The sequence below is a fragment of the Paenibacillus sp. FSL R5-0473 genome (genome assembly GCF_038004565.1).
Classification (GTDB): domain Bacteria; phylum Bacillota; class Bacilli; order Paenibacillales; family Paenibacillaceae; genus Paenibacillus; species Paenibacillus amylolyticus.
This window is the reverse complement of the sequence record NZ_JBBORL010000001.1, coordinates 5,439,330-5,452,583: the sequence shown is the minus strand read 5'-3', so window position 1 is coordinate 5,452,583 and position 13,254 is coordinate 5,439,330. Positions and strand designations below refer to the sequence as shown.

Sequence of the window (13,254 nt, the reverse complement as noted above, 5' to 3'; positions counted from 1 at the left end):
CACATATACATTGAAATCATAAGAAGAAGGTGATTGGTATGAGGCCAATACAAAAAAAGGTATGTGTATTCTTACTAATTGTGCTATCTATCTTTATTTTGGGAGGCTGTCAGAACATGAAAGAAAGTGAGAAACAGGCACTTTTTCAAGAAGCAGAAGCAAAAGCGGTCAAATATTTCAAAGACAAGTATGAGATGAACGTTGTCATTACAAGCAAGGAGTTGCTACCCGAAATGGCACTGGACTCGATTGCAATGGAAGGGCATGTAGTAGAGCAGGAGGATCAGGAGTTCACTATTTCCTATGACTATAATGATAAAAAAATCAAAAATTTTGGAATGAGTCCTGCCATCAAGGCAGCCATCATTGAGAAAGGCTACGATCCTTTTGCCAAGTAGATTGTATTGAATTTTGGGAGGTGAACATAACATGGGGGATACACCAAGAATTGATGATGAAACATACCGTCTGATGTCGGAACTGGCTTATGAAAATGCCAAAGCAGGTACTGAATATGCGAATCTACCCGGCTGGCAAGTGCTTGAGGATACGCATGGCAACGGTTATTCCGGGTTTGACGCAGTGACTTTTTACAATCCGGAAACGGGGCAGGCGGTCATTTCTTACCGAGGAACAGAAGGAAGCGCCGGATGGGATCGTAAAGGGCCTGATTTTCTGGCGGATGGTCAGATTGCGATCCCCGAACTGGGCAGAAAAATTGAACAATCTACCGATTTCACACCCGATTGGTTATCAGGTGGAATTCAAAAGGTAAAAGACGTCACCGGGCTGACTCATTTGGATAATGCGGTGGGTGAGCTGGATAGACAGATTGATAAAAAGCTGAATCCTTTTCCAAATCAAATGTACGAAGCAGAAGACTACGCGAAGGATATGCAGAACAAATACAAGAATTTGGACTTCTCTCTGACCGGGCATTCATTAGGCGGCGGAAATGCTCAGTATGCAGCAGCGCATACGGGAATGATGGCAGTAACCTTTAGTGCGCCATCTGTAATATCCAGCTTGACTCCATCACTGAAACGTAAGGCAGAAGAGGGTGGATTCGATAATCAGATCGTAAACTTTGGTCACCCGGGTGACTTTGTCGCCAGTGGATTCTTTGGTGGCTATGATCGTCATGTGGGTTCCATGTATTACATCAACTCTAATTACAAGGACATGAATGACAACATGAGCATGGGAGATAAGATGGGTAACACCTTTGGTGGGAAGGAATACCACGACCTGAAGCAGTATCAGTTCGAGAATGGTTATATTTCCAATGATCTATACGACCCTACCACTGGTGAGAAAATCAATAAAACTCCCCGTGAACCTTCCAATATCATGACGGAGCTTGCGGATGTTATGCGTAGCTTTGGTGTGCAGACTAGCAAGATGGTTGCAGGTGTTGGCTCAGTGGGGGGAGCTTCCGGACTAATTCAGGTAACGCCGGAAGAACTTAAAAGTGTTGCTTCACGGTGGAAGCAAAATGCACAACAGTGCAATGCGGAGCTGAATCAGGTGCGAACCCGCATGGCCCAATATCTGCATACGAGCCGCAGTCGCAGACTGGAGCCAATTGTCACCCAATTGGACGCATCCATTCATGAGCTTGGCACATGGCATATGAAACACACTAGCCAGTTCCTGAACTTTATTGATGAGAAGGCGGATGCTTTCCGGCAGGCGGATGAGAGTCCGGTTCATTTTAATTAGGAACCAGTTTGGTTGATGTCGATATCACGTACATGGGGGAGGGGAAGGCGATTGGGTGGACAATTGCTGGTGGAATTAAATGATCTTCGAATTGCGGAAAAAGAACTTACACAGCTGCTTGCCCGTCTGCAAGCCGATGAGCAAGAAGCGCGGGCGCTATACAGTCGGCTGAACGATTGGAAAGGCCAGTCCGCAGATCATACAAGACAGCAGATTGAAGAGTTTTTTGCGGGCCTGTCCAGACGTATTCAATCCATTGAACAGCAGAAGAAAAGCTTGCTGCAATACATTGAGATCATGATCCAGACGGATCAGGAACGCTAAAGGGTGGTAAGGCTGATGCCAAATTGCGGATGGTAATCAGCGTGGATAAGAGTGTGACCGTGGAGCGGCATGATTAGTGCCTTAACCACGGATTGTAAAGAACATGGGTAGCCAATCAAAATGATGATAGCTAAAAAGCCTACGGCATATCGGGTTTGAACCCGTATGCCATAGGCTTTTTGTTATCTGAATTTTTCTCAGGTTTTCGTAAAACTGTAAGTTAGTTCTTAACGTTTTTTGCGACGTGTAGCCAACGCAATCCCCAAGAAGGACAAGATCAGGGCCAGAATGGATACAATCAATGTTGCTTGTTGAAGCTTCAAGGTACCCGGGTCTGTATCCGTGTTGTTTGGCTCACCTGTAACGGTGTCATTGAGTGCATCGCCCAGCGTGGTGTCATCGTTTGCTTTGCTATCGTCGGTAGCTGCATTATCTCCAGTGGCGCCTTCTGTACCTGCGCTATCATGTCCATCGTTGGCATGACCTCCACCTGCCGTAGCATTACCAGCAGCAGCTGGATCTTCGCTAATCGTTGTGATACTGTGCGGGTTGGCGTCACTTGGTTGGCCTGTCCATTCTACGATGCTGCCATCACTGTAGTATTGGAATGCATCCCAAGCTACTTCAGCTTCCGCCTTAGGGTTCTGTGCAACGAAGTTGAACTGCTGGAATTGTCCTGCGATAATACCCTCGTTATCGCCGTCAATTTCCCACGTAATCGATGTTACTTCATTGGAATCGTTCTTCTCTGTAGTGATTTTCCAGCCTGCCAGTGGTTGATATTGCTTGAATGCAACACCTTCCGGAACTTTCATGGTGATTTTGGTTGTAGGTAGTTCTTTCTCGGATGGAATCTTAATCGTGTACGTCTGCCATGCACTTGTCTGTGCAACGGATGGGCTAACGGTAACGTGAGCGCTCGCGAATCCGGCGAATAACATAAATGCTGCGGTACCTGTTGCGATAGTGGATGTTAGTTTGGAAATCCATGATGTTTTCTTCAAAATAAATAACCCCTCTCAGTTCTTATCATATATGATGCGGCCCATTTTCTTAAATGAGTGTCTACGTTCTGCAAAGACACCGCTTCGGTTACGATTGGTTCTTTCGAGTGATTAAAAGCTTACACTTGCTACTTCGATGACAGAATAACCTTCCGATCGCTGTTATCCCCAGATTTTTTTGATTCCCTTTTCTCAAAGGGGAAAATCTGGTGATAAAGGCGAACGCTTCGCTTCTTCAGGCTATTTCTGTCCTCTCCGTTCTCGTGTAGATCAGAAAGCTTTTAGCTTCGCTTCTCCAGAATCAATTTCGTTCCCTTCACTACATTTGCAGTGTGTAGAAACACTAATTTTAGATTGGGTCACTTTTCAATATAAACGTTGTGTAACTATGGCTTGGCGGTGTCGATCTCAAATTCGGCATCCAGTGCATCCAACGTTTTGGTCAGGAGATGTACCTTGATATTCCATCGTCCAGGCATGGAGATGTAATCTTCAGCCTTGTACACACCGGTGTCGTTTTTCGGAATGGTAATCTCATAGATCCCCATATCCATGTCCAGATGTGTGAGTGACAGTGTGATCTGTTCCAGATCGTTAACGATACTTCCATCTGCCCGTTTCACATCAACTTCGAATTGGTTCTCTCCCGTTATATTGGGACTCACCTGAAGTGTGATCGCCGAGCCGTCTTCTGTAGTCTTTGTCTCCTGATACGGTCCGACCGCAGCGGGTTGTCCTGGAGACAGGTGTGTCAGTACGGCAGCAAGAGCGAGAATGACAGCACCGGTGGCAAGTTCCGCTTTCAGGCTGCCGGATAATCTGCTTCCCGTTGCTGCTCTTGCCAATCTGGCATGACGCCACGCGAAGACAAGCATCACAATAAGCAGGGCGATCTTGCCGATCAGGACAAGGCCATAAGCTGTAGTGAACAAGGAAGTCAGCACAGGTGCTGGTAGAATAATCAGACTGCTGTATATCCCTGTAGCAACCAGAGCGGCTACGGCGCCAATTCCCCAGGCGGTAAACCTGCGAATAGCAACCCAGTAGACCTCTCCTCGCACCTTCGATGGCAGCTTATCCGCCAGTGGAGGCAAACATATCGCCATGGCAGTTAGTGCGCCAATCCAGAAAGCGGCACCGATCAGATGCACGAAGTCCATGGCAATCGCGAGAGCACGTTGATCCGCCGCAGCCGGATGTCCCGTCATGGCATGCGTGAACAGCCATCCAAGCACGAGCAAGAGTGACCCGTAAGAAGACCAGATGCGAGCACGGATGGATCGATCGCGATCATATCCGGAGAGAATCGTGACGGCCAGCAGCATTACAATGAGTATCTGTAACATCCAGATCTGGCCAAAAGACGTCAGTTTGAGCGCACTTCCAATCAGTGCCCAGCTTAATTCGTTAAGAGCCACACCAGATTCATATAACGTATTCAGTGGCAGGCTGACCAGAGCGGCAAAGGAAGCAGCAGCATAGCTGATCCATAACAATCTGTAGCTACCCGGAACGTCCATAGGTTCTCTTGTCATGGATGTCGGTGCAATTCGCAGCAGCAAGAATGCAAGTGTCCCAAGAATGACAGACAATCCAAGATACTGAATCCAGTCTGTCAGGGATACGATCCATTTCAGCGGCCCGCCTGTTGAACCGGAACCGGATGTAAGATCACTCAGTCCGGCAGGAGAACCGGATGGTTCACCGATATGGAAAACATATGCCCCTTGAATCGGGTGTCCATCGGCAGATACAGCTTTCCAGTTAACGGCATAAGTCCCGTTCCCGAGTCCAGCCTGCAGGCCAGTCTCCAGAATATGAGGGCGATCCACATCGATCTTTATATTTCCATCGTCTGCCTGATTGCCGTCAGGTCCGGTAATTTTGATATCATAAAAGGCCGTCTGCAAGGATTCGTTGAACTCCAGCGTCAGCCGCTCCGGAGCGGCTACGAGGATCTCATTTTCTCCTGGCGAAGCCTTAACAATATAAGCATGGGCAGATGCCCACTGGGGCATAACAAGGCAACATACGAGCAACAGACAGGTGACCAATGCCCAGTGCCGTTTGCCCCATTTCAGGGTAAAGCGTGTAAAAATCAAAAAATCATCACCCTCAGGTTATAGATTTGTAGTCATTCATGGTCCTTAAACACAATCTATCCCATTATAACTTTGTCCAAAATGACTGCGTATGACTACATTGGGCTATAAAAAAACGATTTGGTCTACATAATTGTGACAAAAGCATGAATGCTATGTCATTTCTCACCTATGTCGGAAGCATCATTGACTCCGAATTAACAATGTTTATTTGCGAAGTTTACGTCCTGCAAGCCCGCTCTCTAGTGCGTAGCGGGTGAGTTGTACCCGGTTTTCAAGCTGGAGCTTCTGCAAAATGTTTTTGAGATGATTCTTCACCGTCTGGTCTGAAATACCGAGTTGATCGGCAATCTCCCGATTGGTGTATCCCGCGGATACCCATTGCAGAATCTCAAGTTCCCGCGCCGTTAGCGGGTTATCTTGCACATCTTCACTGCGTGGTGCGGGGAACTCCTGCAAAATCCGGTAGGCCAGTTCCTTACTGAGCGGTGCGTCGTCACTGACGATGGCGCGCAGGTATTCAAGCCAGGTGGAAGGCGTTAGATTTTTGAGCAAATAGCCTTGAGCGCCTTGTTTCAGTGCTTCGAACAGAAACGTCACATCATCCGATACCGTGACCATAACAACAATAACATAAGGGAATCGCAGCTTGATCTGACGGGTGGCTTCCAGCCCATCCATGCCCGGCATCTGCACGTCCATCAGGATCAGGTCGGGCATCCATTGTCCGGTGAGCTCCAGCGCTTCCTGTCCATTCGAAGCTGTACCAATCACTTCAAACAGGCTGTCCTCGGATAAAATGCTACAGATCGCTTCACGCGCATGCGCATGATCATCAACAACCAATACACGTACATGTTCCATATTAAGCATGCTCCTTTCCTATCGTCATTCGTGTATGCCCCGGTCTTGAATCGAGGGTGAAAGACCAACCCATCTCGGCAGCACGCTCCTTCGTAATTCGCAGTCCGTACCGATCCTTCAGATGAAGAGGATCTCCACTTAGTCCATTCCCATTATCCTGAATATAAATGAACCAGGCAATTGGGTTACCTTCCGCGTGAACCTGAACGCGGGTAGCCTGCGCATGTTTGCGTACATTCAGTAGTCCCTCCCGGATACAGGCGAGCAGTTCTACTTGTTCCTTGGCAGAGAACGTTACACCCTTGAGTTCCCAATGAATCTGTGCACCAGGTACCGTTTCCTTGACGAGCACTTCGACCTGCGCATGCAGTGAAATAATTTCTGATGTTACCGTAGAGGAAGGAACAAAACGCAACTGGGCAATAGCTTGCCTTACATATGTATTGACTTCATGCACGGTTTTTTGAATCTCCTGGATCTCATGCTCATGTCCGCTCCCTGCTAGACTACGGCCTGCTTTATCGGTCTTCACGGAGAGCAGGAAAAGAGACTGAGATATGCCGTCGTGAAGTTCCCGTGCCAATTGGTCACGAGCTTCCAGCGCTGCTTTTGCTGCACGTTCCTGCTCGAGAGCAGCCCTGGCACCTTCGAGCATGTGGAACAATCGGCTGAGCAGTGTCACGCTGACGAGGTAAACGATGACGGGGGTTAACCAGTTTCCAGCATCCATCGAAAGGTACGGCATCAGAAACTGATGGCGAATGTATTCCCAGATGCCAACCGTGAATGTAGGGATCAGCAGAATCATCCATTTAATTTGTTTATAGGACATGAATGCAGAACTCCTTTGATCTAGGATTAGCTTAATTAGGTACTTTATTTATACAGGGATGGGATTATTATAACGCAAGCTTGTCCAAGACCCTAGTCTGTGTCTTTGGAGAAAGCTGGGGAGGATCAGGGAGTATTTAGAAGGATATCTAAGAACGACAAGGGGTGAAATGTTGTCACGCTAGGTGAGGGTTGGTGTGTCCAGCTGAGGAAGGCTGAGTCCGTTTTCCCTATCGGAGAAGGTCCTCTATACTTAATATAGAACGTGAATTCATTACAAAACATGTTAAGGAGTGACGCAACAACATGAGTCAAGAAGTATTGGAACGTCGCAGTGAATTGCTCAAAAAGAACATTCATCAGATGCTTGTTCAAGACAATCAGCACGGTATCAGTCGCCAAGACAACATGTTTTTGCAGCAGATGATTAAAGAGCTGCATCAGACCTCACATGAGCTGAATACCAAATCTTAATGTAGAATCTGCACGAGAATGAAGTTGTCTGGTGTACGATTCATTCCATGAAAATGAAAATGGCGCTATCTCCGATCAGACCGGGGATAGCGCTTTTACTTTTTCTGGGCTTATAGAAGAAGTTCTGTTTATTTTACTGCAACTGTTGCTGAGCGGTTCTTTTCTCAATATATTGAATGAACAACTCGGCAAGCTCCGGATCAAACTGTGAACCAGAACATGAGCGCAGCTCCCGAATCGCTTCTTCCACGTTCTTGGTTTCCTGATACGGCCGCTCTGTCGTCATGGCATCAAAGGAGTCAATCACGGTCAGCATCCGGCAGAGCCGGGGAATCTCGTTACCCTTCAGGCCGTAAGGATAGCCTTTGCCATCATAGCGCTCGTGGTGAAGTTCAATATACGGAATCAGATCGGCGAAGCGATCGTTCGTGATCACCATTTTTTTGCCCCAGGTGACATGTCCTTTGATCGTTTCCCATTCTTCTGCGGTGAGCTTGTCCTTTTTGTTCAGAATAGACCAAGGAATCTCCAGTTTTCCGATGTCATGAATCAGTGCTCCCAGCACGAAGCGACGTTTTTCCGCATTGTCCAGTGCGAGTAATTCACTGATATCCAGTGCATATTTGTAGACCCGTTTGGAATGTTTAAACGTATCCATATCTTTGTACCTGAACAGATTGAGCTGCTGTTCGATGTCACGAACGTCCTGTACCAGATCAATCTCGTGTTCCATGCCATCATTGCTGCCGTGGCGGTGCACGTTGTTCTTGCCCTGTTTCTTCGCATAATACAGTGCTTTATCCGCCTGATCCACAAGCTGGGATTTGTTATACATATCCACCTGATAGGGCGCGACGCCAGCAGAGAAGGAGAGACAACCGTGTGGAAACACTTCAACGCCTTCAAACGGCGTGTCATTCAGTTGTTTACGCAGCTTGTTCATGAACCTGTAGGATTCGTCCAACTCCATGCCTGGCATGAGCAAAGTGAACTCTTCCCCTCCATAACGAAAGGCGGTAACAGGTGTGCCTTCCGTCTTTCGCATCAGAAAATCCCCCAGCAGGGCCAGCAGACTGTCACCTTGAAGGTGGCCAAACCGATCGTTATACTTTTTGAAATCATCAATATCAATAAGTCCCAGACAGAGCGGTGTTCCCTGCGTACGAGCGGTAGTCAGTTCATTTTCCAACATACTTTCAAAATAACTATGGTTGAACAGACCTGTGCGTTGATCCGTGTTAGCTTTCTCCTCAATGGTCTGATACATGACAAACAACTGCCTGAATGCGTGGGACAGAAGAATGCTGAGACTTAGATACAACAACAGACCGAGTACGCCATTATGCACAACCAGAATCGTCAATACAAGCGCCAGAATCAGCGTACATAAATAAACCAGTAGGGATTCGGTAACGAATGCCCGCTTCATCTGCTGTAATGCATCCTTCGTTGAGAAATGAAAGAATAAGCCAAGTGTGATCGTGTTGATGATGAAGTAGGCTGCGAGCGCTGCAAAATAAGGAATCAGGTTATAGCCGTCCAGAGTTCCGGATTGCCCGCCAGTCCACTCAAACACGGCAGCTGCTCCTGTAATCATGAGACTGTAGATGCTGAAATTAACAATGTGTTTCCACCAGGTGAGCTTGCGCTCTTTGATTAACAGGATGATGGAGACAGGAAGCAGTACAGATAAACTGAAAGCTCCGCCAAACATGAATATACAGGCAAGGTATACCGATGAATCCATGGATTGCTGATTGCCTTTGGGTGGAATCTGGAACGTGAAATAATCCAGAATTAACGCCGCACCCAGCATGGTGTAGACCATAACCCAATCCGCCGTGGTTATATGAAGGTAAGACCACTTGTTCATGTACAGAAAAACACCGATCCCGGTACAACTAAGCAAAATAACATACAGACTGCTTCGATCTGCCTTATGGATAAGGTTACGAATAAAGTTCATAAAAAATCTCCTGCTTGAGTTTAGTCTACTCTTGATGTGTATATAGTTGGTGTTATTGTATACGGATATACTATATAGATGTATAACATACCAAGTTGCCTGGCAAAAATCCAGACAGAAAAAACAGGCCGCGGGCAGCCTGTTTGTCTTGTTTGGCGGTATGGATACTAGCCGCCCAGCTTGTATCCCGAAGTTAATGCTACAACGACAGAAGCCACGATGATTGCGTTGATGACAATGCGGGAATATTTCACACCTTCAAATTTTTTCATGGAGAAGACCTCCCTTCCTTGGAGTCTACCTGGTTCTCTTCAAGCCTGATGAGTTTTAGCAGGTTGCACAGCCTTTTTGTCCCGATTCACCATCATGTACTGGATAAAAAGGAAGATGCCCACGTTCATAACCACATCACCAATGCTGATGACTTGAGTCCGTGGATAAGGGCTGGAGAGTGGGATGATATCACCGAGAAAAGGCAGATTTGTAGATGCATCCATCATAAAATGCTTTGATACGGCGCCGCCTTCCCTGAGCATGTCTACATAGTAGGGTCCGAGTACAGCGGAGGCTTCCACAGAAACAGGCATGCGCCCACCGTTTACAGCCATAACGGCAAAATTGAGAAATACCCCAATCCAGATGAGCATGAAACCGGTATGGTGTCTGTTGAGCCACAGGAAAACGAGCCCTGTAATGTAGACGGCAGCAAAGAGATATCCATTAATGGATGCCACCCATTCGAATCGTTCCTGGAGATAGAAAATAAAGAACTGGATTAGCAGCAATATAGGGAAAATCCAGCCACTTCGCAGCTTGAGTGCTGCAAACTGGTTGAGCCCATGCCGCAACCCGCCCCGAAAAAATCCAACGATCAAGCCTAGTAGAATACCGTCATATACCATGGAGTAACTCCTGTTCGTGCGGAGATATGCAATATGATTGCGTGTTTGTGTACATAAAGGATTCGACCTTATATTGGTAATTCCTGCATGAGGAAAATGATTTTGTAGAAGAAATTTGCAAAATGCTGAACAAAAAACCGCCTTTACGAATCTAGGGGTCGAAACCCCTGTAAAATTCGGTAAGGACGGCTGCTTATGGTGCCAAAATACGAGCTTTAATTCGGTTGAAGACGGAATTTATTTTATTCAGATCCACCGTTCAGATAGTTGAAGAAAGGCTGGTCCACCCAGAAGTCATACGTCGTAATGTCCGCATCAGGTGCCAGTTTCAGGAAACCTTCCCGAATGGATTTGGCATTTTCTTTCAGAGAGAAGGACTGAGCATAGTAATTGCCAAGCGCGATCTTATTATTGGAAATGACAGGGTAGTTCGCCAATGCGGTTGGTGAATAATACAGCGGTTGCCACCAGGAGCTGAGAATCAGTGGAGATGTACTGTCACTGTTCTTTTTGGCATATTTCAGCACAATGTCGTTGAAGCGAACTTTGTCTGCCACATTGTTGAACTCGAACTGAATATCATATTCTTTCGCAGAAGCAATATAGTTACCGTTCTCGATCTGTGTCACTTTATAGTCTGGCGTTTCCTTCGGCTCGCCCCATTCCTTCAAATAAATGAAGGCAGATGTCTTCGGCTGGAATTGCACATCAGCATCAATACCTTCGCTACGCAACAAACCGACCAACTGTACAGCATGTTGAATATTATCGTGGCCGTAAGTAAGTGTCAGTTCATCGATAAAGTTGGAATCAAAGCGGCTATCCTTCAGATTATAACCTGTTACGAGATCATCTCGCAGCGCCTGATCCACAATCTTTCTCAGCTCAGGTGATTCGATCAGATCCGCTGTGCGATATGCAGCATACAATTTGGAATAGATGTCCGCATCGCCGGAACGTCCAATCTCATGTTTGTATTTCCCTTGACTGACCAGTACGCGTCCAAGCAAAGTATCAGCGAAATCTTTACTTGCTACGCCACCCTTAAGGAGAGCGGGGTATAGGCTTTCAGGAATCAGGCCTGTATCGATCGCAGCAGCCAGTTCCTGTGCGGCTTGTCCCTGAACACGGTTCGGGCTAATGCCAACGCTGGCAAGCGCTTTGGCTGTTTTCTCTGCAGGATATGTATAAGCCAGTTCCTTGAATCCGGCTGCTTTCACCGCGATGAAGACTGCTGCATAAGTGCTCAGTTGATCCTTGGTACGTACTTCTGTACCCGTAAGAACCCCATTATTGTATAAGGATACGGCAGCATCATAAGAAGAATCACCAGAGGCCAGATCGGTAAAGACAGGAGCTTTGGCTTCACTGTCACTTGTTTGAGTTGCATCCGTTACGGCTGCAATGGCTTGAATGAAATCACCTTTGGTAATCTGTTGCGGCAATTGAATGTTGTATTTCGCTTGCAAGAATTGAGCAAAATCCGCTGCGCTTTCCGTATAGGCAACTGGCGCCTGAGCTACCGGTCCTTTGACACTTTGTGAGGTGGTGGGTTTAGCCGGAGTTGCAGATGCTGCAGAAGCAGAAGCGGGCAAGCTAAGGCTGCCGAGTGTTACCGGAGCGGCGAGTAGGGCCGCCAACGTGATCTGGGTGATTTTTTTCAAATGAATAGCCTCCTTAAAATGGGTTGGAAAATAATCAGCTTTGGGTTATAATTCTGACAATTCCTATCAGAATAGAATAATTGGATTGACTTTAGCACGGAGACGCGCTGGATGTCAACGAAAAAAAGCTTGATACAGAACGGTTTCCAAAGCTTGGTAGAAAGCGAATTGTCAATTATATTCTATTTGAGTGTATACGCTCAAAGATTTATTGACAAGGATCGACAGTATCCGCTAGGATAAGAAAAAAGAATGTTGAAAAGGGGTATTTTCAAAATGAAAAGAGGTTTATCGTTCGTCTTATCGATCATCATGTTGGCTATTTTGTTGGCAGCTTGTGGGAATTCGGCTTCCAAAGACGAACAATCCGCCCAAGGCAGTGATTCGGAGAAATCTCTTCGGATGGCCCTCGTACTTCCCGAAAAAATAGGGGTTAACCCTTTCTTTGTACAGATGGATGAAGGTTTCAAAAAAGCAGGAGAAGAATTCAAAGTAGATACCAAGACGATTGAATCGACAGACCCGGCAGCATTTGAACAAAATCTGCGTGCTGCGGTTGCCGAGAATTATGATCTGATTATTACAGCAACTTTCCAGGCAGAAGATGCATTGAAGAAAGTTGCTGCAGAGAATCCAGACAAGTCCTTTGCGATTGTAGATACAACCGTTGATCTTCCTAACGTTCGTAGCGTTGGTTTCCGTGAATATGAAGGGGCGTATCTGCTCGGGGCAGCTGCTGGATTGTCCACCAAAACAGACAAAGTCGGCATGATTGCAGCAATGGATGTACCATTGATCAAGAAATATACGGAAGGTTTCAAAGCTGGATTGGAATCCGTGAATCCAGATGCAGAATTCCTCGTGAACTATGTAGGTGGGTTTAATGACCCGGCCAAAGCAAAAGAATTAGCGTTGGTACAATTCGGAAAAGGCGCTGACTTCATCGCTGGCGCATCCGCTGTAGGTGATCTCGGCGTGTTCGAAGCAGCCAAAGAAAAAGGCTTCTACACTTCCGGTCAGGATACAGACCGTACGGTTGAAGACCCGGAACATATCGTATTGTCTCAATTGAAGTCAACCGATACGGTTGCTTATGAGACTGTGAAAGATTTCGTAGAAGGCAATTTCAAAGCAGGTGCAGTAAACTACGGTTTGAAAGAAGACGGTGTAGGCCTGACTTACGTTACACGTGATAGTGAATCTCCATTGAATGCTTTTGTCGGACAAGAAGTGATCGATAAGGTTAAAGCAATCAAAGATGATATCGTATCCGGCAAAATCGTAGTCAAAGATCCATTGCAACAATAGTTTTGAATGTTCTTTTCAATGAATGAATGATGGAAATGATCAGCCGGCTGCCCGATCAGGCAGCCGGTTTTGCTGCTATTAAATGACCAGTAT

12 protein-coding genes are annotated in these 13,254 nt (G+C 46.5%); 5 read left to right on the top strand and 7 right to left on the bottom strand.

What is annotated here, in order from left to right; all coding sequences use genetic code 11:
• Window positions 1-116: 116 nt before the first annotated feature.
• The 3 genes from MKY28_RS23880 to MKY28_RS23870 are packed head-to-tail and all read left to right on the top strand — an operon-like array spanning window position 117 to window position 2,046.
• Entirely contained in the window at window positions 117-398 is a 282-nt protein-coding gene (locus MKY28_RS23880) for a hypothetical protein (protein WP_017691026.1), read from the top strand.
• 31 nt (window positions 399-429) lie between these two features.
• Complete coding sequence (locus tag MKY28_RS23875; protein WP_340937215.1) at window positions 430-1,722, top strand: hypothetical protein; 1,293 nt, start codon at window positions 430-432, stop codon at window positions 1,720-1,722.
• A gap of 51 nt (window positions 1,723-1,773) precedes the next feature.
• A complete protein-coding gene (locus MKY28_RS23870; RefSeq protein ID WP_017691024.1) occupies window positions 1,774-2,046 on the top strand; it encodes a hypothetical protein in 273 nt (90 codons plus the stop codon).
• A gap of 227 nt (window positions 2,047-2,273) precedes the next feature.
• Here the strand turns inward: MKY28_RS23870 and MKY28_RS23865 are convergent, their stop codons facing one another.
• From MKY28_RS23865 to MKY28_RS23850, 4 genes are all read right to left on the bottom strand, one after another.
• Entirely contained in the window at window positions 2,274-3,050 is a 777-nt protein-coding gene (locus MKY28_RS23865; RefSeq protein WP_340937213.1) for a YcnI family copper-binding membrane protein, read from the bottom strand.
• Window positions 3,051-3,436: 386 nt separating this feature from the next.
• Entirely contained in the window at window positions 3,437-5,152 is a 1,716-nt protein-coding gene (locus tag MKY28_RS23860; RefSeq protein ID WP_340937212.1) for a copper resistance CopC/CopD family protein, read from the bottom strand.
• A gap of 207 nt (window positions 5,153-5,359) precedes the next feature.
• On the bottom strand, window positions 5,360-6,016 hold the full coding sequence (locus MKY28_RS23855; protein ID WP_036616682.1) for a response regulator: 657 nt from the start codon (window positions 6,014-6,016) through the stop codon (window positions 5,360-5,362).
• Window position 6,017: 1 nt separating this feature from the next.
• Entirely contained in the window at window positions 6,018-6,848 is an 831-nt protein-coding gene (locus tag MKY28_RS23850) for a sensor histidine kinase (protein ID WP_340937211.1), read from the bottom strand.
• A gap of 305 nt (window positions 6,849-7,153) precedes the next feature.
• On the opposite strand from MKY28_RS23850, the gene MKY28_RS23845 reads away from it, so the two are divergent.
• Window positions 7,154-7,321 carry a hypothetical protein gene (locus MKY28_RS23845; protein ID WP_017691019.1) on the top strand — a complete coding sequence of 56 codons (168 nt, stop codon included), beginning with the start codon at window positions 7,154-7,156 and terminating at the stop codon, window positions 7,319-7,321.
• A 133-nt stretch (window positions 7,322-7,454) separates the two neighbouring features.
• Here the strand turns inward: MKY28_RS23845 and MKY28_RS23840 are convergent, their stop codons facing one another.
• The 3 genes from MKY28_RS23840 to MKY28_RS23830 form a co-directional block, all read right to left on the bottom strand.
• A complete protein-coding gene (locus MKY28_RS23840; protein ID WP_340937210.1) occupies window positions 7,455-9,287 on the bottom strand; it encodes a bifunctional diguanylate cyclase/phosphohydrolase in 1,833 nt (610 codons plus the stop codon).
• Window positions 9,288-9,598: 311 nt separating this feature from the next.
• Window positions 9,599-10,189: a DUF5317 domain-containing protein gene (locus MKY28_RS23835; RefSeq protein ID WP_340937209.1), complete on the bottom strand. Its 591-nt coding sequence runs from the start codon at window positions 10,187-10,189 to the stop codon at window positions 9,599-9,601.
• Window positions 10,190-10,431: 242 nt separating this feature from the next.
• On the bottom strand, window positions 10,432-11,853 hold the full coding sequence (locus MKY28_RS23830; RefSeq protein ID WP_340937208.1) for a hypothetical protein: 1,422 nt from the start codon (window positions 11,851-11,853) through the stop codon (window positions 10,432-10,434).
• Window positions 11,854-12,129: 276 nt separating this feature from the next.
• Here MKY28_RS23830 and MKY28_RS23825 point away from each other — a divergent pair, with 276 nt between their 5' ends.
• Window positions 12,130-13,161: a BMP family lipoprotein gene (locus MKY28_RS23825; protein WP_017691014.1), complete on the top strand. Its 1,032-nt coding sequence runs from the start codon at window positions 12,130-12,132 to the stop codon at window positions 13,159-13,161.
• Window positions 13,162-13,254: the final 93 nt, after the last annotated feature.

Bases quoted from the DNA above. Each gene is read 5' to 3' on its own strand.
- MKY28_RS23845 (WP_017691019.1), top strand. From the start codon at position 7,154: ATGAGTCAAGAAGTATTGGAACGTCGCAGTGAATTGCTCAAAAAGAAC.
- MKY28_RS23840 (WP_340937210.1), bottom strand. From the start codon at position 9,287: ATGAACTTTATTCGTAACCTTATCCATAAGGCAGATCGAAGCAGTCTG.
- MKY28_RS23855 (WP_036616682.1), bottom strand. From the start codon at position 6,016: ATGGAACATGTACGTGTATTGGTTGTTGATGATCATGCGCATGCGCGT.
- MKY28_RS23880 (WP_017691026.1), top strand. From the start codon at position 117: ATGAAAGAAAGTGAGAAACAGGCACTTTTTCAAGAAGCAGAAGCAAAA.
- MKY28_RS23850 (WP_340937211.1), bottom strand. From the start codon at position 6,848: ATGTCCTATAAACAAATTAAATGGATGATTCTGCTGATCCCTACATTC.
- MKY28_RS23875 (WP_340937215.1), top strand. From the start codon at position 430: ATGGGGGATACACCAAGAATTGATGATGAAACATACCGTCTGATGTCG.
- MKY28_RS23825 (WP_017691014.1), top strand. From the start codon at position 12,130: ATGAAAAGAGGTTTATCGTTCGTCTTATCGATCATCATGTTGGCTATT.
- MKY28_RS23835 (WP_340937209.1), bottom strand. From the start codon at position 10,189: ATGGTATATGACGGTATTCTACTAGGCTTGATCGTTGGATTTTTTCGG.